The 22,082-nt window shown below is 70.9% G+C and carries 19 protein-coding genes and 2 pseudogenes; 7 read left to right on the top strand and 14 right to left on the bottom strand.

What is annotated here, in order from left to right; translation table 11 throughout:
* Nucleotides 1-29 precede the first annotated feature (29 nt).
* The 7 genes from ACH5AC_RS23695 to ACH5AC_RS23665 form a co-directional block, all read right to left on the bottom strand.
* The gene (locus ACH5AC_RS23695; RefSeq protein WP_398864221.1) at nt 30-1,157 is read right to left on the bottom strand and encodes an acyl-CoA dehydrogenase family protein; all 1,128 of its coding nucleotides are present in this window, start codon (nt 1,155-1,157) and stop codon (nt 30-32) included.
* Nucleotides 1,158-1,224: 67 nt separating this feature from the next.
* Nucleotides 1,225-3,075: an acetyl/propionyl/methylcrotonyl-CoA carboxylase subunit alpha gene (locus ACH5AC_RS23690; protein WP_398864036.1), complete on the bottom strand. Its 1,851-nt coding sequence runs from the start codon at nt 3,073-3,075 to the stop codon at nt 1,225-1,227.
* A gap of 9 nt (nt 3,076-3,084) precedes the next feature.
* Nucleotides 3,085-4,725 (bottom strand): acyl-CoA carboxylase subunit beta, encoded by a 1,641-nt coding sequence (locus ACH5AC_RS23685; protein WP_398864035.1) that lies wholly within the window; start codon nt 4,723-4,725, stop codon nt 3,085-3,087.
* Nucleotides 4,680-6,377, bottom strand: coding sequence for an acyclic terpene utilization AtuA family protein (locus ACH5AC_RS23680; protein ID WP_398864220.1), 1,698 nt, complete (start codon nt 6,375-6,377; stop codon nt 4,680-4,682). The genes ACH5AC_RS23685 and ACH5AC_RS23680 overlap by 46 nt, the downstream gene beginning before the upstream one ends.
* A gap of 284 nt (nt 6,378-6,661) precedes the next feature.
* A complete protein-coding gene (locus tag ACH5AC_RS23675; protein WP_398864033.1) occupies nt 6,662-7,456 on the bottom strand; it encodes a TIGR03084 family metal-binding protein in 795 nt (264 codons plus the stop codon).
* Between the two features lie 85 nt (nt 7,457-7,541).
* Nucleotides 7,542-8,477, bottom strand: coding sequence for an EamA family transporter (locus ACH5AC_RS23670; RefSeq protein WP_398864032.1), 936 nt, complete (start codon nt 8,475-8,477; stop codon nt 7,542-7,544).
* A gap of 204 nt (nt 8,478-8,681) precedes the next feature.
* A complete protein-coding gene (locus ACH5AC_RS23665; RefSeq protein ID WP_398864031.1) occupies nt 8,682-11,615 on the bottom strand; it encodes an FAD-binding and (Fe-S)-binding domain-containing protein in 2,934 nt (977 codons plus the stop codon).
* Between the two features lie 143 nt (nt 11,616-11,758).
* On the opposite strand from ACH5AC_RS23665, the gene serC reads away from it, so the two are divergent.
* Entirely contained in the window at nt 11,759-12,877 is a 1,119-nt protein-coding gene (serC, locus tag ACH5AC_RS23660) for a phosphoserine transaminase (protein WP_398864030.1), read from the top strand.
* A gap of 81 nt (nt 12,878-12,958) precedes the next feature.
* On the opposite strand, the gene ACH5AC_RS23655 is transcribed toward serC, so the two are convergent.
* A complete protein-coding gene (locus ACH5AC_RS23655; protein WP_398864029.1) occupies nt 12,959-13,138 on the bottom strand; it encodes a DUF397 domain-containing protein in 180 nt (59 codons plus the stop codon).
* Nucleotides 13,135-14,004 carry a helix-turn-helix domain-containing protein gene (locus tag ACH5AC_RS23650; protein ID WP_398864028.1) on the bottom strand — a complete coding sequence of 290 codons (870 nt, stop codon included), beginning with the start codon at nt 14,002-14,004 and terminating at the stop codon, nt 13,135-13,137. Before ACH5AC_RS23650 ends, ACH5AC_RS23655 begins: the two co-directional genes overlap by 4 nt.
* A 175-nt stretch (nt 14,005-14,179) precedes the next feature.
* Between ACH5AC_RS23650 and ACH5AC_RS23645 the strand changes: the two genes are divergently transcribed.
* Complete coding sequence (locus tag ACH5AC_RS23645; protein WP_398864026.1) at nt 14,180-14,605, top strand: ATP-binding protein; 426 nt, start codon at nt 14,180-14,182, stop codon at nt 14,603-14,605.
* Between the two features lie 384 nt (nt 14,606-14,989).
* On the opposite strand, the pseudogene ACH5AC_RS23640 reads toward ACH5AC_RS23645, so the two are convergent.
* The 3 genes and pseudogenes from ACH5AC_RS23640 to ACH5AC_RS23630 all read right to left on the bottom strand — a co-directional run.
* Nucleotides 14,990-15,145: pseudogene (locus ACH5AC_RS23640) on the bottom strand (DUF6879 family protein); the annotation flags it as partial.
* 51 nt (nt 15,146-15,196) lie between these two features.
* Nucleotides 15,197-16,044, bottom strand: a pseudogene (locus ACH5AC_RS23635) (helix-turn-helix domain-containing protein).
* Between the two features lie 18 nt (nt 16,045-16,062).
* Nucleotides 16,063-16,830 (bottom strand): DUF6879 family protein, encoded by a 768-nt coding sequence (locus ACH5AC_RS23630; protein ID WP_398864025.1) that lies wholly within the window; start codon nt 16,828-16,830, stop codon nt 16,063-16,065.
* 178 nt (nt 16,831-17,008) lie between these two features.
* Here ACH5AC_RS23630 and ACH5AC_RS23625 point away from each other — a divergent pair, with 178 nt between their 5' ends.
* The 3 genes from ACH5AC_RS23625 to ACH5AC_RS23615 all read left to right on the top strand — a co-directional run bounded on the left by ACH5AC_RS23625 (nt 17,009) and on the right by ACH5AC_RS23615 (nt 18,137).
* Nucleotides 17,009-17,230, top strand: a complete 222-nt coding sequence (locus ACH5AC_RS23625) for a hypothetical protein (RefSeq protein ID WP_398864024.1) — start codon at nt 17,009-17,011, stop codon at nt 17,228-17,230.
* 109 nt (nt 17,231-17,339) lie between these two features.
* The gene (locus ACH5AC_RS23620; RefSeq protein ID WP_398864023.1) at nt 17,340-17,573 is read left to right on the top strand and encodes a DUF397 domain-containing protein; all 234 of its coding nucleotides are present in this window, start codon (nt 17,340-17,342) and stop codon (nt 17,571-17,573) included.
* Between the two features lie 90 nt (nt 17,574-17,663).
* Nucleotides 17,664-18,137: a hypothetical protein gene (locus ACH5AC_RS23615; protein ID WP_398864022.1), complete on the top strand. Its 474-nt coding sequence runs from the start codon at nt 17,664-17,666 to the stop codon at nt 18,135-18,137.
* Nucleotides 18,138-18,182: 45 nt separating this feature from the next.
* Here the strand turns inward: ACH5AC_RS23615 and ACH5AC_RS23610 are convergent, their stop codons facing one another.
* The gene (locus ACH5AC_RS23610) at nt 18,183-19,712 is read right to left on the bottom strand and encodes a cellulase family glycosylhydrolase (RefSeq protein ID WP_398864021.1); all 1,530 of its coding nucleotides are present in this window, start codon (nt 19,710-19,712) and stop codon (nt 18,183-18,185) included.
* Between the two features lie 157 nt (nt 19,713-19,869).
* Here ACH5AC_RS23610 and ACH5AC_RS23605 point away from each other — a divergent pair, with 157 nt between their 5' ends.
* The gene (locus ACH5AC_RS23605) at nt 19,870-20,277 is read left to right on the top strand and encodes a PPOX class F420-dependent oxidoreductase (RefSeq protein ID WP_398864020.1); all 408 of its coding nucleotides are present in this window, start codon (nt 19,870-19,872) and stop codon (nt 20,275-20,277) included.
* Nucleotides 20,278-20,283: 6 nt separating this feature from the next.
* On the opposite strand, the gene ACH5AC_RS23600 is transcribed toward ACH5AC_RS23605, so the two are convergent.
* The gene (locus ACH5AC_RS23600) at nt 20,284-21,273 is read right to left on the bottom strand and encodes a WD40 repeat domain-containing protein (protein WP_398864019.1); all 990 of its coding nucleotides are present in this window, start codon (nt 21,271-21,273) and stop codon (nt 20,284-20,286) included.
* A gap of 99 nt (nt 21,274-21,372) precedes the next feature.
* On the opposite strand from ACH5AC_RS23600, the gene ACH5AC_RS23595 reads away from it, so the two are divergent.
* The gene (locus ACH5AC_RS23595) at nt 21,373-22,053 is read left to right on the top strand and encodes an SGNH/GDSL hydrolase family protein (RefSeq protein ID WP_398864018.1); all 681 of its coding nucleotides are present in this window, start codon (nt 21,373-21,375) and stop codon (nt 22,051-22,053) included.
* Nucleotides 22,054-22,082: the final 29 nt, after the last annotated feature.

Below are 22,082 nucleotides of genomic sequence, written 5' to 3'. Positions count from 1 at the left end.
TGTGCCGGATGCGGTTCGGGGCGATGCGGTCAGTACGACCTGGGCAGGCCCAGGGTCTGGTGGGAGACGTAGTTGAGAATCATCTCCCGGCTCACCGGGGCGATACGAGCCACGCGCGCGGCCGTTATCAGGCGGGCGAGCCCGAACTCACGGGTGAGGCCGTTGCCGCCGAGGGTGTGCACGGCCTGGTCGACGGCCTTGACGCATGCCTCTCCCGCCGCGTACTTCGCCATGTTCGCGGCCTCGCCCGCGCCGATGTCGTCCCCCGCGTCGTACAGGTGGGCGGCCTTCCGCATCATCAGGCGGGCCAGTTCGAGCTCGATGTGGGCCTGCGCGAGGGGGTGGGCGATGGCCTGGTGGGCGCCGATGGGGGTGTTCCAGACGGTGCGCTCGCGGGCGTACTCGACGGCGCGGGCGAGTGCGTGCCGGCCCATGCCGATCGCGAAGGCGGCCGTCATGATGCGCTCGGGGTTGAGTCCGGCGAAGAGCTGGAGGAGACCGGCGTCCTCTCCCCCACCGACGAGGGCGTCGGCGGGCAGGCGTACGTCGTCGAGGACCAGCTCGAACTGCTTCTCCTCGGCTTGCAGTTCCATGTCGATGCGGTGGCGGGAGAAGCCGGGGGCGTCGCGCGGGACGATGAAGAGGCAGGGCTTGAGACTGCCGGTGCGGGCGTCTTCCGTGCGGCCGACGATGAGGGTCGCGTCCGCGATGTCCACCCCGGAGACGAACACCTTGCGGCCGGTGAGCAGCCAGTCCCCGGTGGCCGAATCGCGGCGGGCCGTGGTGGTGATGCGGTGGCTGTTGGAGCCGGCGTCGGGCTCGGTGATGCCGAAGGCCATGAGGCGGGTGCCGTCGGCGAGTGCGGGGAGCCACTCCTGTTTCTGGGCTTCCGTGCCGAAGCGGGCGAGGACCGTGCCGCAGATCGCCGGGGAGACGATCATCATGAGCAGGGGGTTGCCCGCGGTGCCGAGTTCTTCGAGGACCAGGGAGAGTTCGGTGATGCCGCCGCCTCCGCCACCGTATGCCTCCGGCAGGTTGACGCCGATGTAGCCGAGTTGGGCGGCCTTCTGCCAGAGGTCCCTGTTTCCGAGGGTGTGGTGGCTCTTGGCGAAGGAGGAAACTGCTGTGCGGAGTGCTGTGTGTTCTTGCGGTTCCATGTGGGTGGTCACGCGGTCCTCCGGGCTTTTCGTCGTGGGTGGTTGCTCGCGCAGTTCCCCGCGCCCCTTACGGGTGGGACTCCTCGACGACCGCCAAGAGTGCCCCTACCTCCACTTGCTGTCCTGTCGTCACCGGCAACGCGGTCAGCAGCCCCGTCGCCGGTGCCGCGATGACGTGTTGCATCTTCATCGCTTCGAGCCAGACGAGCGGTTCGCCCTCCCGGACACTCGATCCGGTGATGAGACCGTCCGCGATCTTGACGACGGTTCCCGGCATCGGGGCCAGGAGGGAGCCGGGGGCCTGCTGGGCCGTCGGGTCGGGGAAGCGGGGCAGGGCGGTAAGGGCGGTGGTGTTGACGTAGACACGGTCGTCGTCATACCTCGCGATCTCGAAGCGGCGACGGACGCCGTCCACCTCCAGGACCACGAGGTCCGGGTCCGCCCGCACCACCTGCACCCCGTGCGCCCGGAGGCCCTGCCTGGTGTGCGTGTAGCGGACCTCGTGCTCCGCTCCGGCCATCTCGTAGCGCTTGATCTGCGGCTGTGCGGGCAGGTTGCGCCAGCCTCCGAAGCGGGAGCGGCCGTGGGTGTCGGCGAGGGCGGCGGCGAGGGGGGCGTACGGGTCGGGCGCCGGCTCGGTGAGGGCGGTGAGGTGGCGGTCGTAGAAGCCGGTGTCCATGCGGGCGGACGTGAACTCCTCGTGCCGCAGGGAGCGGATCAGGAGGTCTCTGTTGGTGATCGGGCCGTGCAGGCGCGTCCGTTCCAGGGCGCCGGCGAGTGTGCGGATCGCCTCGGTGCGGGTGGGGGCGTGGGCGATGAGCTTCGCGAGCATCGGGTCGTAGTGGACGCCGATGGTGTCGCCGTCGGTGTAGCCGGTGTCGAGGCGGATGGTGTCGGGGGTGGTGAGGCGGTGCAGGGGGCCGGTCTGCGGGGTCCAGTCGTGGGCGGGGTCCTCCGCGTAGAGGCGGGCCTCGATGGCGTGGCCACGCGCGCGGGGCGGGGTGTCCGGCAGTGCGGCGCCCTCCGCGATCCGGATCTGCTCGGCCACCAGGTCGATGCCGAACACGGCTTCCGTCACCGGGTGTTCGACCTGGAGGCGGGTGTTCATCTCCAGGAAGTGCGCGCGGTCGTGCGCGACGAGGAACTCGACGGTGCCCGCGCCCACGTAGTGCACGGCGCGCGCGGCGCGCACGGCCAGCGCGCGCAACTCCTCTTCGAGCCCCGGCGTGAGCCCGGGCGCGGGCGCCTCCTCGATGACCTTCTGGTGGCGGCGCTGGAGTGAGCAGTCGCGTGTGCCCAGCGCCCACACCGTGCCGTGCGCGTCGGCGAGCAGCTGCACCTCCACGTGTCGGCCGCGCTCCACATAGGGCTCGACGAACACCTCACCGTCACCGAAGGCGCTCGCGGCTTCGGCGCGCGCGCTCTCCAGGGCGGCGCCGAGCTCCTCAAGACGGCGCACGATCCTCATCCCGCGCCCCCCGCCGCCCGCGGCCGCCTTCACCAGCACCGGCAGATCGGCCTCGGTGACCTCGGTCAGCGGAGCCAGGCCCATCAGCTCCTTGGCGCGCGTCTTGGACGCCATCGCCTCGATCGCCTCCGGGGGCGGGCCGATCCACACCAGCCCCGCGTCGAGCACCGCGCGCGCGAAGCCGGGGCTCTCGGAGAGGAAGCCGTAGCCGGGGTGCACGGCGTCCGCGCCGGCGGCCACCGCCGCCTTCACGACCAGGTCACCGCGCAGATAGGTCTCGGCGGGCGCCGCACCCGGCAGTCGTACCGCCGTGTCGGCCACGCGCGCGTGGAGGGCGTTGTCGTCGGCGTCCGAGTGCACGGCGACCGTCCGGATCCCCAGGTCATGACATGTGCGGAAGATGCGGCAGGCGATCTCGCCGCGGTTGGCGACCAGCACAGTGGAAATCACGTGGTCTCCTCACATCCGGAAGACGCCGAAGCCGCCGCGCGCGCCCTCGTAGGGCGCGGTGTGGAGGGCGGACAGGCACAGGCCGAGGACGGTGCGGGTGTCGCGCGGGTCGATGACGCCGTCGTCGTACAGCCGCCCGGACAGGAACATGGGCAGGGACTCGGACTCGATCTGGGCCTCGACCATGGCCCGCAGGCCCGCGTCCGCCTCCTCGTCGTACGGCTGCCCCTTCGCCGCCGCCGACTGCCGGGCGACGATCGAGAGGACGCCGGCGAGCTGCTGCGGGCCCATGACGGCCGACTTGGCGCTGGGCCAGGCGAACAGGAAACGGGGGTCGTAGGCGCGCCCGCACATCCCGTAGTGGCCGGCGCCGTACGAGGCGCCCATCAGCACCGACAGATGGGGCACCCGCGAGTTGCTCACCGCGTTGATCATCATCGCGCCGTGCTTGATGATGCCGCCCTGCTCGTACCGGCTGCCGACCATGTAGCCGGTGGTGTTGTGCAGGAAGAGCAGCGGGATGTCGCGCTGGTTGGCGAGCTGGATGAACTGGGCGGCCTTCTGGGACTCCTCGCTGAAGAGGACCCCCTGGGCGTTCGCCAGCACCCCTACGGGATAGCCGTGCAGGGACGCCCAGCCGGTGACGAGGCTGCTCCCGTACAGCGGCTTGAACTCGTCGAAGTCGGAGCCGTCGACGACGCGGGCGATGACCTCGCGGGGGTCGAAGGGCACCTTCAGATCTCCGGGGACGATCCCCAGCAGCTCCTCGGGGTCGTACTTGGGGGGCTCGGCGGGTCCGGGATCGTCGTACGCCTTGCGGTGGTTGAGGCGGGCGACGACCCGGCGCGCCTGCCGCAGCGCGTCCCGCTCGTCGACGGCGAAGTAGTCCGCGAGTCCCGACACGCGCGCGTGCATCTCCGCGCCGCCGAGGGACTCGTCGTCGCTCTCCTCCCCGGTGGCCATCTTCACCAGCGGCGGCCCGCCGAGGAACACCTTCGCGCGCTCCTTGACCATGATCACGTGGTCGGACATGCCGGGGATGTACGCGCCCCCGGCGGTGGAGTTCCCGAAGACGACCGCGACGGTGGGGATGCCGGCCGCCGACAGCCGGGTGAGGTCCCGGAAGATCGCGCCGCCCGGGATGAAGATCTCCTTCTGGGAGGGCAGGTCGGCGCCGCCGGACTCGACCAGGCTGACGCAGGGCAGCCGGTTGGCGAGCGCGATGTCGTTGGCGCGCAGGGCCTTCCTCAGCGACCAGGGGTTGCTGGCGCCGCCGCGCACGGTCGGGTCATTGGCCGTGATCAGGCACTCGACGCCCTCGACGACGCCGATGCCGGTGACGAGCGACGCGCCCACGGGGTGGTCACTGCCCCACGCGGCCAGCGGGGACAGCTCCAGGAAGGGCGTGTCCGGGTCGAGGAGCAGCTCGACGCGCTCGCGGGCGAGGAGCTTGCCGCGCCGCCGGTGCCGTTCGACGTACTTCTCGCCGCCGCCCGCGAGCGCCTTGGCGTGCTCGGCGTCGAGGTCGGCGAGCTTGGCGAGCATGGCCTCGCGGTTGGCCCGGTAGTCGGGGCCGTCGGTGTCCAGAGTCGAGCTGATGACCGTCACAGCAGGGCCTCCGGAATGTCCAGGTGGCGGGAGCGCAGCCATTCGCCGAGGGCCTTGGCCTGCGGGTCGAAGCGGTGCTGGGCGGGGACGCCCTCGCCGAGGATTCCCTCGACGACGAAGTTCAGGGCGCGCAGAGCGGGGAGGGTGTGCCGGGTGACGGTCAGCGCCCGGCTCTCCGGTATCAGCTCCCGGAACCGGTCGACGGTCAGCTCATGGGCCAGCCAGCGCCAGGCTTCCTCCGTACGCACCCACACCCCGACATTGGCGTCCCCGCCCTTGTCCCCGCTGCGCGCCCCGGCGACCAGCCCGAGGGGCGCCCTGCGCGCAGGACCGGGCGGGAGCGGTTCCGGCAGCGGCGGTTCCGGTACGTCGGCGAGGGCGCGGGCCTCGCGGGGCGGTGCTACGGCGACCCGGCGGCCGTCGTCCAGTACGGCCACGTGCCCGACCTCGCCCTGGGGGACGTGGGCCGCCTCGAAGACGCCGTACGGCGCGCCCTTCCCGGGCGGGGCGAGCAGATGGAAGCCGGGGTAGCTCGCGAGGGCCAGCTCCACGGCCGCCCCGCTCAACGCCCGCCCCACGACGTCCGGTCGGGGATCCCGCACGGTGAGCCGGAGCAGTGCGCTCGCGGTCTCCTCGGTGTCGGCGTCGGGCCGGTCGGTGCGGACGAGGTCCCACCGCACGTCGGCCGGGCGGGACTTGGCGAGAACCTCGGCCATCTGGTCCTGCAGCAGAGCCGCCTTGGCCTCGATGTCCAGGCCGGTGAGGACGAAGACGACCTCATTGCGGTGGCCGCCGAGGCGGGTCAGGCCGGCCTTGAGGGTCGGGGGCGGTGCCTCGCCCCGTACGCCGTCGATCCTGACCCGGTCGGGGCCGACCTGGGTGAGCCGTACGGTGTCGAGGCGGGCGGTGACGTCGGGGCCGGCGTAGCGGGCGCCGGTCGTCTCGTAGAGGAGCTGGGCGGTGACCGTGCCGGTGTCGACCAGGCCGCCGGTGCCGGGGTGCTTGGTGATGACGCTGCTGCCGTCGGCGTGGATCTCGGCGAGGGGGAAGCCGGGGCGGCGGAAATCATGGTGATCACGGTCATGGCCGTGGCCGTCACGGGCGTGGAAGAAGGCGTAGTTGCCGCCGGTGGCCTGCGTCCCGCACTCCAGCACATGTCCGGCGACGACGGCGCCCGCGAGGCGGTCGTGGTCGGTGGGTGCCCAGCCGAAGTGGGCGGCGGCGGGCCCGGTGACGAGGGCTGCGTCCGTCACCCGCCCGGTCACCACGATGTCGGCGCCCTCGCGAAGGCAGGCGGCGACACCGAAGCCGCCGAGGTAGGCGTTCGCGGTGAGGTGCGCCGTAAACCGGGGGCGGAGGTCGTCGCCCTCGACGTGGGCGACGCGGGCGGGGATGCCGAGCCGGGCCGCCAACTGCCGTATCCGCCCGGCCAGTCCGGCCGGGTTGAGGCCGCCCGCGTTGGTGACGATCCGCACCCCGCGCGCGTGGGCGAGGCCGAGGCACTCCTCCAGTTGCCGCAGGAAGGTGCGGGCGTATCCGGCGGAGGGGTCCTTGGCGCGGTCGCGGCCGAGGATCAGGAGGGTGAGTTCGGCGAGGTAGTCGCCGGTGAGGACGTCCAGTTCGCCACCGGTGAGCATCTCACGGAGGGCGTCGAAGCGGTCGCCGTAGAAGCCGGAGGCGTTGCCGATGCGCAGGGGGGCGGCCGTCTCGGCGGGGTCCTGGTGCGGGGTGGTCGCCGTAACGGGGGCGTATCGGCGTCGGGACGCCGCCGTATCGACGCGGTCCCCTTGGGTGCCTTGCCAGGTCGCCGCCGTGACCGTGGCCTTCTCGCGGGGGCGGGACGACGCAACGGTGCCGTCCTCACGGCGGTGGACCGACGGGACCGTGCCGTCCTCACGCCGGTGGACCGACGGGACCGTGCCGTCCTCACGCCGATGGACCGACGCAACAGTGCCGTCCTCACGCCAGGACGCCACCGTCACGACGTACCCCCCTTGGGGGCTCGTCCCGCCCCCGGTGGTCCGGCGAACGCCTGGGCGATGTCCAGCCAGTGGTCGGCGTCGGTCCCCTCGGCGCGTACCGCGAGGTCGGCGCGGTGGGCGCGCTGGGTGACCAGGAGGCAGAAGTCGAGCGCGGGGCCGGTGACGCGCTGGGCGGCGCTGTCGGGGCCGTAGACCCATACGTCACCGGAAGGCGCGGTGAGTTCGACGCGGAACTCCTCGCCGGGGACCGGCAGCCCGTGCGCGCCGAACGCGAAGTCGCGGGCCCGCACCCCGATGCGCGCCACATGCCTGAGCCGGTCCGTGGGCGGCCGGACCACACCCAGCGCGTCGGCCACGTCCTGGCCGTGCGCCCAGGTCTCCATCAGGCGGCCGGTGGCCATGGATGCGGCCGACATGGGCGGGCCGTACCAGGGGAACCCAGAGCCGGGCGGCGCCGCCCGCAGTGCCTCGTCGAGGTCGGTACGGCCCTGGCGCCAGCGTGCGAGCAGTTCGGCGGGCGGCAGCAGGGCACCCTCGGCCGCACCCTCGTCGACGAACGTATCCGGCGCCTGAAGGGCCTTCTCCACCAGCGCGCGGAAGGCGTCTGCGTCGGTCACGGCCAGCAGGGCCGAACGGTCGGTCCAGGCGAGGTGGGCGATCTGGTGGGCGATGGTCCAGCCGGGGGCGGGGGTGGGGAGCGTCCAGCGCTCCGATCCCAACTCGGCCACCAGCCGGTCGAGTTCGTCGCTTTCGGTACGCAGGTCGTCGAACACGGGCGTCGGGTCGGCCATGGGGAGGAGCATGGCAGCGGGCCCATAAACAAGCAAGCATGCTTGCATGATTGTCTGCGGAGGCGACAGCGCAGGAACCCGCCGATCAGGAACCCGCCGCCTTTCCCCGCCCCACCTGCGTCCGCACCACACCCATGCTCGCCCCGATGACCAGAGCGATCGCCGCGGCCTCGAGGACGGACAGGGCCTGACCCAGGATCAGGAAGCCGGCCACGGCCGCGAGGGCCGGTTCCAGGCTCATCAGGATGGCGAAGGTGGCGGCGGGGATACGGCGCAGGGCGAGGAGTTCCAGGGTGTAGGGCAGGACGGAGGAGAGCAGGGCGACCGCGGCACCCAGGCCCAGGGTCACCGGGTCGAGGAGCTTCGCGCCGGACTCGGCGACGCCCAGCGGGAGGAAGAGCACGGCGCCCACCGCCATCGCCAGCGCCAGACCGTCGGCCTGTGGGAAGCGACGCCCGGTCCGCGCGCTGAAGACGATGTACGCCGCCCACATCGCGCCCGCCCCGAGCGCGAAGGCCGCGCCCAGCGGGTCCAGGCTCTCGAAGCCGCCGCCGCTCAGCAGGAAGACGCCGGCCAGGGCGAGGCCGGCCCAGACCAGGTTGACCGCCCGGCGTGAGGTCAGCACCGACAGGGCCAGCGGGCCGAGCACCTCCAGGGTGACCGCCGGGCCGAGCGGGATACGGTCCACGGCCTGGTAGAAGAGGCCGTTCATCGCGGCCATGGCGGCGCCGAAGACGATCACCGTGCCCCAGTCGGCGCGGGAGTGCCCGCGCAGCCGCGGCCGGCACACCACCAGCAGGACGACCGCCGCCACGACCAGCCGCAGCGTCACCACGCCCAGCGCGCCCGCCCTCGGCATCAGCAGCACCGCCAGCGCACCCCCGAACTGCACGGAGACGCCACCGGCGAGCACCAGCCCGACCGGGCCGAGGGAACCCCAGCGGGACGGCGGCGAGGTGGCCGCCGAGGCGGAGGCGGTCTGCGGCGACGACGATGTGGCGACGACTTCGGGGGCGGTCACAGGCGATCCAGGAGGCTCAGCGGGACAAAGAGACGAAAGAAAGGAACGGAGCGAAGGAACAAAGGAACGGCACAAAGAAGCGGGACAGAGAGGCAGGACGGACAGACCGTCCATCCCCATGCACTGCCCAGTCCAGGCTAATGAACTACGCCAGGTGTGTGAAGCGCTTTTGCCACTGTCCCGCTGGGTGAGATGCGCCCGGCCTCACCGCCCCGGCCCTGCGCCAAGCCCCTCCGCCAGCACCTCCGCCAGATGCCGGGCCCGCACCCCGCCCAGCTGCTCCAGCTGGGTCCGGCAGGAGAAGCCGTCGGCCAGGACCGCCGCGCCCTCGGGAGCGTCGCGCACGGCGGGCAGCAGCCGCTCCTCCGCGCAGGCCGCCGACACCTCGAAGTGCCCTCGTTCGAAGCCGAAGTTGCCCGCAAGGCCGCAGCAGCCGCCGGTCAGTTCCCCGGTGAGGCCGGCGGCCTCGCGCAGCCGCCGGTCAGGGGCGTCGCCGAGGACCGCGTGCTGGTGGCAGTGGGTCTGGCCGACGGCCGGGCGGTCCAGGCGCGGCGGTATCCAGTCGGGGGCGTGCCGCTGAAGCGTCTCCGCGAAGGTGAGGACCCGGGCCGCGAGCCGTGCGGCACGCGGGTCCTCCGGCAGCAGCTCGGGCAGGTCGCCGCGCAGGGCGGCCGCGCAGCTCGGCTCCAGGACGACGACCGGCACGGCCGTCTCCAGCACCGGCTCCATCAGGTCGAGGGTGCGGCGCAGCACCGTACGGGCGCGGTCGAGCTGTCCGGTGGAGAGGTACGTCAGCCCGCAGCAGACGCGGCCGCGACGGGCGGCCGTCAGCAGCACGGCGGCGGACCGGGACCGGCCGTCGCCCACCGGCCGCCCCCGCATCCGCAGCACCGGCGGCAACGCCACCCGCAGCCCGGCCGCCTCCAGCACGCGCACGGCGGCCTGCCCGACGGACGGCGAGAGGTGCTCGGTGAAGGTGTCGGGCCAGAGCACGACCAGATCCCCACCGCTCAGCTCCCCACCACCCAGGTCCCCACCACCCAGGTCCCCACCTCTCAGCTCCCCACCGCTCATCACAGGCTCCCTCCCCCGCCACCACCGGCTGAACGTCACCGGCGCCAGCGCCGGAATCTCCCGCTCCGGCGCGATCCCGCCCAGCCGCTTCCCGAGCCGGGCGAGCGGACGGACGGCGGCCAGCGCGTTGATCAGGGGTGCCGTGCGCGTACGGTCCACCGCGCGCAGCCACTCCGGCAGCCGCCCCATGCTGTGGTGGGCGGCCGGGCGCCGCCGCCCCGCGTAGTGGTGGTGCAGGAACTCCGCCTTGTACGTGGCCATGTCCACCCCGACCGGGCAGTCGGAGCGGCACCCCTTGCAGGACAGGCACAGGTCCAGCGCCTCCCGGACCTCCTCCGACCGCCAGCCGTCCGTGACGACCTCCCCGGCGAGCATCTCGTGCAGCAGCCGGGCACGCCCGCGCGTGGAGTGCTGTTCCTCGCCGGTCACCCGGAAGGAGGGGCACATGACGGCCGTCGGCCCGGACGGCGTCGTCGTACGGCACTTGGCGACGCCCACGCAGCGCCGTACCGCCGCCGAGAAGTCGCCGCCGTCGGCCGAGTAGCCGAAGGCGACCGGGACGGGCTCGCGGGGCAGCACCGAGAAGCGCAGATCCGCGTCCAGGGGGGCCGGGCGGACCAGCATGCCCGGGTTGAGCAGGTCGTCGGGGTCCCAGACGCCCTTCACCCGCTCGAAGAGCCGGACCATGTCCGCCCCGTACATCCTCGGCAGCAGCTCGGCGCGCGCCTGCCCGTCGCCGTGCTCCCCGGAGAGCGAGCCGCCGTGCGCGACGACCAGGTCGGCCAGCTCCTCCGAGAAGCGCCGGAAGCGGGCGACGCCGGCCGGTGTCAGCAGGTCGAAGTCGATACGGACGTGGATACAGCCGTCCCCGAAGTGCCCGTACGGTGTGCCGCGCAGGCTGTGCGCGGTGAGCAGCGCGCGGAAGTCCCGCAGGTAGGCGCCGAGCCGGGCGGGCGGTACCGCGCAGTCCTCCCAGCCGGGCCATGCCTCCGTGCCGTCCGGCATACGGGTGGCCGTGCCGGCCGCGTCCTCGCGGATCCGCCACAGCGCCCGCTGGGCGGCCGGGTCGGTCACCACCGCCGCGTCCACGGCGTCGGCGGCCCGTACGATCGCCTCCGCACGCGCGCGTGCCCCCGCCGCCGACTCGCCGCCCGTCTCCACGAACAGCCACGCCGCGCCGCGCGGCAGTCCCGTCGCCGAGGGCACCAGATCGGCCGCCATGCCCTCGACCGTCAGCGGGCCGTACCGCAGCAGGCCGGCCGCCGCCTCCGCCGCCGCGCCCTCGTCGCCGTAGCCCAGCACGGCGAGCGCACGCGCGCGTGGCGCCTCGACGAGCCGTACGACGGCCTGCGTCAGCACGCCCAGCGTGCCCTCCGAGCCGCACAGGGAGCGGGCGACATCGACGCCCTTCTCGGGCAGCAGCGCGTCCAGCGCGTACCCGGAGATACGGCGGGGCAGCTCGGGAAAGCCGGTGCGCAGCCGGGCCAGCTCCCCGTGGACCAGCTCCCGCAGCCCTTCCGGCGCCCCGGTCCACCCCTTCCCGAGCCGCAGCCGCTGCCCGCGCGCGGTGATCACGTCCAGCTCACGCACACTGTCCGCCGTAGTCCCCCAGGCCACGGAGTGGGAGCCGCAGGAGTTGTTGCCGATCATGCCGCCGAGGGTGCAGCGGCTGTGTGTGGAGGGATCGGGCCCGAAACGGAGCCCATACGGCGCGGCGGCCTCCTGCAACCGGTCCAGCACGAGCCCCGGCTGGACGACGGCGGTCCGCGCCTCGGAGTCGAGGGACACGAGCCGGTTCATGTGCCGGGTGAAGTCCAGGACGACACCTGTGCCGGTGGCCTGCCCCGCGATGGACGTACCGCCACCGCGCGCCACGACCGGCACGCCCCGCGCCCGGCACACCTCCAGCACGGCCGCCACGTCGTCGGCGTCGCGCGGGGCGACGACACCGAGGGGGACGCGGCGGTAGTTGGACGCGTCCATGGTGGTCAGCGCCCGGGACGTGACGTCGAAGCCGACGTCGCCCCGGACGGCTTCGCGCAGTGCGGCCTCCAGATCCGTCATGCGTTCCAGCATGCACCCCGTCACTGACAGTGACATCGCGGCCGCGGTGTCGTAGATCCCCACAGGTCCAAGAGGCGGAGCGGATCGTCTCATCGAACGGACATGTTTCCGCCCGATTTCCCCGAAGGGATACGCTCCGGCTCGTGGCTGAGATCCAGATTCCCGCTGACATCAAGCCCGCCGACGGTCGATTCGGCGCTGGCCCCTCCAAGGTGCGTACGGAGGCGCTGGACGCCCTCGCCGCCACCGGTACCTCCCTCCTCGGCACCTCCCACCGCCAGGCCCCGGTGAAGAACCTGGTCGGCAAGGTCCGCGAGGGCATCTCCGAGCTGTTCCAGCTGCCCGAGGGCTACGAGGTGGTCCTCGGCAACGGCGGCTCCACCGCCTTCTGGGACATCGCGACGCACGGCCTGATCGAGAACAAGTCGCAGCACCTCACCTTCGGCGAGTTCAGCTCGAAGTTCGCCAAGGCCGCCAAGCTGGCCCCCTGGCTGGCCGAGCCGACGGTCATCTCCTCCGACCCCGGCACACACCCGGACCCGGCCGCCGAGGCGGGCGTCGACGTCTACGCCTTCACCCACAACGAGACCTCGACCGGCGTCGCGATGCCCATCAAGCGCGTCGAGGGCTCGGACTCCGGCTCCCTGGTCCTCGTCGACGCCACCTCCGGCGCGGGCGGCCTCCCGGTCGACATCGCCGAGACCGACGTCTACTACTTCGCCCCGCAGAAGTCCTTCGCATCCGACGGCGGCCTGTGGATCGGCGTCTTCTCCCCGGCCGCCCTCGAGCGCGCCGAGCGCGTCCACGCGTCCGGCCGCCACATCCCGGAGTTCTTCTCGCTCCCGACGGCGATCGACAACTCCCGCAAGAACCAGACGTACAACACCCCCGCCCTCGCCACCCTCTTCCTCCTCAACCAGCAGCTGGAGTGGATCAACGGCCAGGGCGGCCTCGACTGGTCGGTCCGCCGCACGGCCACCTCCGCGCGCACGCTGTACGGCTGGGCCGAGGACACCAAGTACGCCAACCCGTTCGTCACCGACCCCGCCAAGCGCTCCCAGGTCATCGGCACCATCGACTTCACCGACGAGGTCGACGCCGCCGCCGTCGCCAAGGTCCTGCGCGCCAACGGCATCGTCGACACGGAGCCCTACCGGAAGCTCGGCCGCAACCAGCTCCGCATCGCGATGTTCCCGGCCATCGACCCGGCGGACATCGAGGCGCTGACCAAGTGCGTCGACTACGTGATCGAGAAGCTGTAGCCGTCAGAGGCAGTACGACGCCGAAGGGCGCCCGGCGAGACATCACCGGGCGCCCTTCGCGTGCTTCCGTACCGTTGCGGCCTACTTGAACTGCTGGACGAATGCCTGCCAGCTCTCGCGGGAGACGGTGAGGAGGGGGCCGGCGAACTGCTTGCTGTCGCGGACGGCTCGGCCGCGGGGAGCGGTGTCGGCGACCTCTACGCAGTTGGTCTCCGGCTGGGAGTACGACGACTTCCGGAAGGGGCTTACAACCTCGGTCACGACGCGTCTTCCTTCAAGCTCCGCAGTATGCCCCGGATGAGCTCGGCGCTCGCATCCGGTGCCAGTGCAGACGATCGTAGTAGGTCGTACATATTGGCGTAAGCGGTGAGGTCTTCGGGGCCTTCGAGGACCGATGAGCCTCTCAGGTTCTCCAGGGTCACCGCTTCGACCACCGGCTCGGAGTCGAAGCTGAAGGCCGAGAAGGCGGACGTCACGACGCCCATCACGCCTGCACTGAACGGCAGCACTTGCACGGTGACGTTCTTCCGCTTGCCGACCTCAAGGATCGCGGCGAGCTGCTCCCGGTGAACCTCGACACTTACCAACGGTTGCGCGATGACCGACTCCCAGAGGACGGTGGAGTAGGTGGCCCCGCCCTCCTCGATTTTCGCCTGCCGCCCCTCGCGCACCTTCCCCAACTGAGCGATCCGCTCGGGGGCGATGTGGTGAGGATTGCCCTGGGCGATCGCCTCCGCGTACGACGGAGTTTGCAGAAGCCCCGGAACCAGGACCGGCTGCCACTCCCGGATATAGGTCGCGTCGTCCTCCAGCGCGATGTGGTCGAGGTAGTCCGGCCGCAGATGTGCGGCATGCTCAAGCCACCAGCCACGGCGCTTCGACTGGCGAGCCAAGTCCTCCAGTTTCTGGCGAACTTCGGGATCACGCACGCCGTATGCGTCCAGTAGAGCGCGGATTTCGAGTGGGCGAGCGGACACATGCCCGGTCTCGATACGGCTGACGCGGGTCTGATGGGCGGCGATCACCTCGGCGGCCTGGAGCTGGTCCATCTTCGCAGCCAGTCGGTACGTCTTGAGCGCGGCGCCAAGGCGCCTGCCGCGTACGGTCGGTCGTCCCCCAACGGGCATCCCTGACCCCTCTCTGTCGCAGCCAAACTGTAGGGCATAGCAACATCGAACATATATCCAGCAGCATGTATGCACCTAGAGCGATTGCTATCTGTGCACCTTCAGCTCTAGCCTCATGAGCACACGCTGCTTGCGAAACAGCATCTTGACGACAAGTCAGGAGGTGCGGCACCTGATGCCCTCAACCGAAACCTTCCGCATCCCCAAGCGCAGAAGGCACGTGCCGGCCGCCCGGCAGAACATCCGCAAGGCACTCGCGGACTGGGGCGTCACCGACGAACTCGCCGACACGATCACCCTGTTGGCGAACGAACTCGTCACCAACGCCGTGACCCACTGCCGGGTCTCCTACGCCCTGGTCGAAGTCACGCTCACCCTCCACGAACCCGACCTGATGCTGGAGGTCTCGGACCCCGACCGGGACCGGCTCCCCCAGCTCCACCACTCCGGCCCGGACGGGGAACGCGGACGCGGACTCGCGCTGGTGGAGGGGCTGGCCGACGCCTGGGGCCACCGGCAGGACCCGTACACGAAGTGCGTGTGGGCCCGGTTCACGCTCCCGGAGAGGCTGGTGGACGCCCGTGTTCCGGCAGACTTATGAGGCCGTCGCCCGCCTGCTCACCCGGCGGCGCGCCAGCGGCCCCGCGCTGAACGGCTGGGTCCCCGCACGGGAGGTCCGGGCGCCAGAACCGTACGTTCGGCCGCTACCGAACCCCCGCGACGCCCGCTGGCGCCGCTGGGCCAAACGCTCCCGCGCGGCCGGCTACCGCCTACCGCTTCCGCGTGACGAGAGGTGCTGGCACACCTCAACCCCTCCCAGCACGCCCTGCTGGGAAGCCGACGACGTGGTGCGACCGTACGTGCTCAAGCCCTGAAGCTCACGCATTGGAGCGAATGTCACACCTGCGGGGTGCATCGAGCGCCAGCGAGCTCAGCTGGACGGCCGGTGAGACCCTCGCTCCAACCCCACCCCCAGCGGATTGATCACCTGTTCGCCGGCCGCAAGGTTGACGACGGTGCCCGCGCGCTCGTAGCGGATGTAGTCGGTGACTGGTTCGGAGGCGACGCCAAGGGCGACTGCCCGGGAGATCAAGTCGACCCAGGGCGCCCAGTACTCCGAGGTGGGGTCGGTGTCCTTGCGGGTGTTGTGCAGCCGCCATAAGTTCGTCAAAGCTGGGCACTTCCTGCGGCCTCATGTGCTGAGGCTTCGACGGACCCGCGCGATCACCTGCTGGGCGTCGGGCCCGTAGACGGCGGATTCAGCGAAGGATTCCCAGACACGCCGGTAGAGGGCGATCGTTTCGGCGTCGTCCAGCCAGAGTTCGGCGTGCCAGTCCTCAGCGACGACCAGCCGGTCGTCGAGGATCCAGAACGGGTTCCCCGGTGGCAGGCACAGGGCGGCATCCAGGGGCAAGATCCCAGGTTGACGGTGTCCATGCCCACCACTCCCAGGAGGCGGTCCAGTTGTGCGGCGAGTACTTCGGGAGGGCACGCCCGGGAGTGCAGCACCCCCTCCCACATGAGCAGGTTCAACCGCTTGCCTGGCCGGTACAGCCACTCCTGCCTTTTCATACGGGCCCGGACCGCTTCCTCCGCGTCTCGCGGGGACCTCTGGAGTTCGGCATGGCTTTCGAAGATGTGCCGGGCATAGTCGGCCGTCTGAAGCAAGCCGCAGATGATGCTGTTTTCCCACACATGCAGTGCGTGAGAGTCGGAGACGAGGGTGTTCCATGTTTCCTGCACGGGGCCATGTCCCGCCGCGAGCTGGCGCCGCCAAGACCGGATATGGCTCTCGAAGCCCTTGAGGCGTGCGCGCAGTTCACCAAAGGCTGCGGGTTGCCCAGTGGCATCGGCCCAGGCCCGCAGGTCGTCGTCCGTAGGCGTCTGCCTACCGTTCTCAAGTTTGCTGATCTTCGACTGCTGCCAGCCCAGTCGCTGGGCCAGTTGCGTACCGGTGAGACGGCCAAGAGGACCTTCGACCCGAAGTTCCCGGAGCCGACGCCCCAGTTCCTCACGCGCCCTCTGATAGTCCGTACTCACCGATACCCGCTCTTGTCCTTACACGTCGCTGCCCATCTCTGCCGCGAACCGCTCCCGCATCACGGCGTGATGCCAAGCAGCATCGCGCACCCTGGAGCAACGCACCACCTCTGCCGGTTCGGTGATCAGATCCACGTGCGTGAGCTGATCGTCGTCATCGAACCGCAGGAGCGCGATGAGGCGGCTGTCGAACAGCCAGAAGTCCTCGGCGGGAAGCTGTAGCCGGTCCGCGTCGGCTCGCCACATGTTGCGGATGTCCTCGCCATTGCGAATGTTCCACTTGGCGCTCTCGAAGAGGTAGCGCTGACCGGTGGTGGCGGGCCGGTCCACGATGCGCACCCGCTCGATCCGCTTTCCCTGCGCAACCTGGGCACGGATCGTGTCACCCCACCGCCTGGCCTCCAGACTTTCCACCCAGTCCTCGTCAACCCTCCCGGTCTCGATGAACTGCGTCCAGCGACCTCCGGCCTCATCGCTCGCGTACCGCTGCCGTGTCTCCAGCCGCCATGCGGTGTGCTCGAAGTTGTCGAACAGATCGGCGAACTCATCGAGTCCGATCGTCTTCACTTGGCGCGTCTGCTCCTTCGGCGACCAGTCCACCAGCAAGTCCCGGGGGACTACCACCGCAACTTCCCCTTCTGAGAGGTGCTGGAGCTGTGCGACGTCCTCAGGATCGGTCAGCGGCGGACCATGCACGATCACCTCGCCGCTGTCCAGATCCTCATGCACCGACGGACATCCGCCCCCCTGACTGCCAGTACCGTTGAACCGCAGCCTGCGCGCCATGTACGACCACCCCTTCGGCGTTAACGATGTTCGTACGCTCAGCATGTCGGTGCCGCTGAGTGAATGTCCATGCATTCAGAGTGACCGCGCGAGAATAACCAAGAATATTCCGCTCCTTGCTTCCCTCCCGCCACCTACGGTCATCCCCCGAGACCAATCACCAACTCGGGGAGCTGCGATGACGGCCATGCCCAGAACAACGGCGCAAAAACGCCCAGCCCAGTTGCCCACCGGCTTCAACGCATGGCTGCTGGACTGCGCGCCGGCCGCAGGCTGTGACGTGTGTGCCACGAACTGGCGGCAGCTCCTCGCGCACAAGCAAAGCGGTGACATCACGCAGGCCGCGCGCCACGCCACCGAGATCCGGGACCACGCCTCGGGCGCGCACGGACAGCCGTAGATCCGGGCGCCGTTGCCCATCTCCCCTCTCCGCCCTCTCCAGGACTCCCGCCCACCAAGGGCGGCGGCGGCCGGTCATGGCCGCGACAACCGAGCAGGAAGGTGCAGTAATGCTGAACGGAATCGACCTGTACGCGCTCGACCTCAGCGGTGCCTCGTTCGTGAAGGCGTGCGGGGGCAACACTCACCCGGACGGCGAGTCGTGCGTGACTCTGGCCCAGATCGGCGAGGACGCCTGGGCCCTCGGTGACAGCAAGCGTCCCGAGGCTCAGCCGCTGCGGTTCACCACGGAGGAGCTGACGGTGGCCGGCATCGACCCGGCGCGGTTCGGCCTGCCCCTCTGAGTCGCCCCTTGCCCAGCCGGTCCCGATGGGGCATCCCTCCCAGCCGGGACCGGCTGACCGCACAACAGCCGACACCGAACTGGACGCCCCGTGCACCACCACGGCTATCTCTGGACCGGCCCCAAGGCCCGCTTCGACGAGGAAGCGCTGCGTCGCCCACCCCATCCCGAACCACCGTCGGCAGGAAGCAGACCGGAGCTGCTGCAGCGGTACCGCGAGGTGGCCGCGGAGTTCCCCGCATCCGAGTTGCCGCCGCTGGAAACGGCGTACTGGCTCGTCAAGCCACATTCATTGGTGCGTGGCACGTGGCCGGACCCGAAGGCGGCCTCGGCATGGCTGAGTGACCGCCTGACCGAGTACGCACCCCGATTCGGGTCCGAGGCACAGCGTGACGGCATACGCCTGACCGCCATCGTCGCCTCCGCCCGCGAGCGGCTGGCATCGGGCTGTGACGTGTCATTCGGCTTCTACCTCGAACGCCCCTCCTATCTCTCCCTGGCCCTGGTGACCTGTTCCCCGAACCGGCAGCACAGCCATCTTCCTTGCCCTGTCAGCCCCACCTGAGCGACAGAGCGCCCGGCCCGCGAATGCCGGGCGCCCTGGCTGCCGTCAGGCGGCCGTGCAGGTCGGGCTCGGCGTGGTGCCGCCGCCGGGGGTGCCTCCGAGGCCGAAGGTCGCTGAACCGCCCGGTGGGATCGTGCCGTTGTGGGCAGCGTTGGATGCTGTCACCGTCTGGCCCGTCTGGGTGTGCGAGGCGTTCCAGAGGTTGGTGATCTGCTGGGCGGCACTCCACGTCCAGGTGACCTGCCAGGAACTGATGGCCGTCGTGCCCGTGTTGCTGACCTTCACCTCGGCGTTGAAGCCGCCGCCCCAGTCGCTGCTGACGGTGTAGGTGGCTGCGCAGGTCGACGTGGGGTCGCCGCCCCCGCCTCCGCCCCCGCCCCCACCGCTCGGAAAGCCCGGCGCCTTGATGCTCGCCAGGTAGCCGTCCTTGACCGTGTCCACCGTCTGCCAGTCGTCCTTCAGGATGCCGCCCGTGTCACCGGAGTTGGGGTTCCAGGACCAGAAGGTCCAGTGGAAGGAGTCCGAGCCGTACGTCGATGTCGGGCGCAGGTAGTCCACCAGGGCCGCCAGCCAACGCTGGTCGATCGTGGACTGGAGGGTCGTACCGAATTCGCCGATCCACACCGGGGCGATGTTCTGCTTGAAGATGTAGCCCCAGTACCGGTCCCAGACGCCGGGCATGTTGGCGGGGAAGGAGGGGTCGTTGAACCAGCTCTGCTGGGCCACGCTCGTCGCGTAGTCGTGCGCGGAGTAGACGAGGCGGTTCGGGACGTCCAGGCGGACGGGGTGGTCCGCGACGCCCATCAGATTGCCGCCCCACCAGCCGTTGACGCCGTTGTACGACTGCACGCCCTCCACGAAGACCAGCAGGTCGGGGTTGACCGACAGCACCGCGTTGCCGGCGCGTTCGGCCGCGAGGCGCCAGTCCAGGGCCGTGTCGCCGCAGCCCCAGCAGGCCGGGTCGTGGGGCTCGTTGTGCAGGTCGATGCCGACGACGGTCGGGTTTCCGGCGTAACGGCCCGCGAGGGAGCGGAGGTTGGTGATCCAGGTCGACTCGGGGACGGTGGCGGTGTACCAGAGGGAGGACTGGCCGCCGGCGTCCGGGCGGTGGCGGTCGAGGATGACCTTCAGGCCGCTCTGACCGGCGTACGCGACGATCTTGTCGAGTATGCCGAGGGGGCCGAGTCCCTGGAGGTCGGCGTTCTTGCCGCTGGAGAAGTCGATGCTGTTGGGAACGGTGCCGGGCTTGAGGATGTCGTCGCTGAAGGGGAGGCGGATCGTGTTGTAGCCCAGCGACTTCATCTGGTCGATCATGCTCTTGTAGTCGCGGGACCACAGGCCGTGGACGACGTGGTTGTGGGTCTCGAAGCCGAACCAGTTGATACCGGCGATCCTGACCGGCTGCCCGGCCTCGTCCAGGATCCGGCGGCCGCTGGTGTGCCAGTATCCGGCGCCGGCCTCGGCCACCTGGGACTCCTCGGCCGCTTGGGCCGACGGCGCGCCGACCGCCGCTCCCAGCGGCAGCAGCAGCGCCGCCGCGGCGGCGCACAGCGCTCTTCGCAAGCTGCGGAACATGTGCGGGTTCCTCTCGGGGTGGCGCGGCCCCGGAACGTGATGGGAGCGCTCCCATTCACCGCGCACCACCAGGTAACTGGCGCCCCAGCAACCCGTCAAGGGCTCCCGCATCCGCAGTGAGGTTGAGCGGGGCGGGGTTCGGTGTCTGTATGGAGGTATGGCCACCACTCCAACGAGCCCGGAACTCGCCCCCTTCGTCGATCAATGGGCCGTCCTGCTCACCAGCCACCGGAAGGACGGCACGGGGGTCGGTACGCCGGTGAACATCGCCGTCGACGGTGACCACGCGTACTTCCGTACGCCGGGCAACGCCTGGAAGGTCAAGCGGATACGCCACGACCCCGACGTGGAGATCGCGCCCTCGACCGTGCGGGGGACGCCGACCGGTCCGCAGATCCATGTGCGGGCGCGGCTGCTGGAGCGTGGCAGTGCGGAGGACCGGCACGCGGCGCGGCTGCTGCGCCGCAAGCATCCGTTTCTGCAGGGGGTTCTCGTCCCGCTGGCGCACAAGGTGATGGGCGCACCGACGCTGCACTACGAGGTGCGGCCGGTGCGCCAGAAATAGGGCGGGTCAGTGCTTCCGCAGCAGCCTGCGGAGCCCGAACAGCGCCGCCGCGACGACCGCGACCGCGAGCGCGCCCGACTTCACGCCGCCGTCCAGGCCGTTGCCGTCACCGTCGGATGCATCGGCAGAACTCCCGCTGCCGGAAGGGGACTTGGTGCCGCCGTCCGCGGAGGAGCCGGGCGGGTCCTTGGCCACGACCGTGCTGCCGGCACCCTCGGTGCCGTACATGAGTTTCGCGCCGTCGGCGGTGTAGGTGACGGACTCGCCCTGCCGTTGCAGGGGTACGGAGAGGCGGCCGAGGCGCTTGAGGTCGCCGCCGTTCCAGTCGTAGGCGATGCCGCCGAAGTAGCCGCGTACGGCGAGCTGTTCGCCGTCCGGGGAGAAGGCGGCGTCGGTCGCCCAGAGGTCGACGGGGACGGTGGGCTCGAAGATGTTGGGGGCGGTGGTGGAGAGCCGGGCCGGGCCCTCGTAGAGGTGACCACCGTCCTCCTGCTTGTCGATGATGTAGACGCGGCCGGTCCTGGGGTGGACGACGAGCGACTCCGCGTCGCGCGGCCCGTCCCGGTACTTGACGACGTACTGCGTGGCCCGGATCGACTGGTCCTTGAGCTGGGCGGGTTCGGGGAGGCGGTAGACCCACACGTGGTCCCACTCCACGCCGTCGTTGTCGCCGATGTCGCCGACGTAGAGCTGGTTGTCGGGGCCGATGGAGATCGCCTCCACGTCGCGGGGGCGGCCGACGCCGGTCAGGGTGATGGTCGCGACGGTCCGGCCCGTGGTGCTGTCGACGGCGTAGAGGTAGGCGCCGGTGTCCTGGTCGTTGTGGGTCCAGTAGACGCCGGGGTGCTGCCGGGAGGCGGCGAGGCCGCTGGACTCGACGATACGGGGGTCCTCGATGGTGAACCCCTCGTCGTCGGCGGAGGCGGGGGGCGCGGCGAGCCCACCGACCAGGAGGGCGGCGGCGAGGACGGCGAGCGGGACGGACGGTCGGCGCATGCCCCAAGCCTGCCACCCGGCCTGGTGAAGCGGGATGCGTGGCGGGCCTCACACCGCGCCGGGCCCCACCCGGCCCCGCCGATCATCCATCATGAGCGGATGCTCAGGTTCATGCCCGTCGGTGACTCCATGACGATCGGAAGCGCGGGCGAACACACGTGGCGCTACCGGCTGTGGCAGCACCTGCGCACGACGTACGGCGGCCCGTTCGCGCTGGTCGGCCCGCGGGAGACGCTGTACGACAAGGCGACGGACGCGCCGACGTCCTACGAGTACGCCGACCCCGACTTCCCCCGCGCCCACCTGGCCGGCTGGGGCGAGGGCTGGCTGCACATGGCGCCGCTGATCGGGGGCGCGGTGCGGCACTGCCGGGCGGACGTGCTGCTCGTCTCGCTCGGCCTGATAGACCTCGGCTTCTACACGAACGCCGAGCAGACGGCGGAGAACGTGCGGGCCTTCGTGTCCGAGGCTCGGGCGGCGAACCCGCGTGTGCGGATGGTGGTCCTGCCGGTGATACCGAACGTGCGCGCCGAGTCCGAGGCGCCGTTCGCCGCCGAGGTCACCCGTTTCAACGAGCTGCTCGCGAAGGCGGTCGCCGACCTCGACGAGCCGCGCTCGCCGCTGCTGCTGGCGTCGCCGCCGGCGTCGTACGACATCCATCGCGACACGTACGACGGCACGCATCCGAACGCGAGCGGGGAGCGGAGGATCGCGGGGGCGTTCGCGGAGGCGATGTATCAGGGGTGGGGGCTGGGGGAGCCGTACGACGCGCATAGCTGAGCGGCATATTCGGCTCCGGCCGTGCCGTT

The sequence above is a fragment of the Streptomyces sp. NPDC018693 genome (assembly GCF_044391385.1).
Classification (GTDB): domain Bacteria; phylum Actinomycetota; class Actinomycetes; order Streptomycetales; family Streptomycetaceae; genus Streptomyces.
Note: the sequence above shows the minus strand (reverse complement) of the source record. Positions and strands in the feature narration are given on the sequence as shown.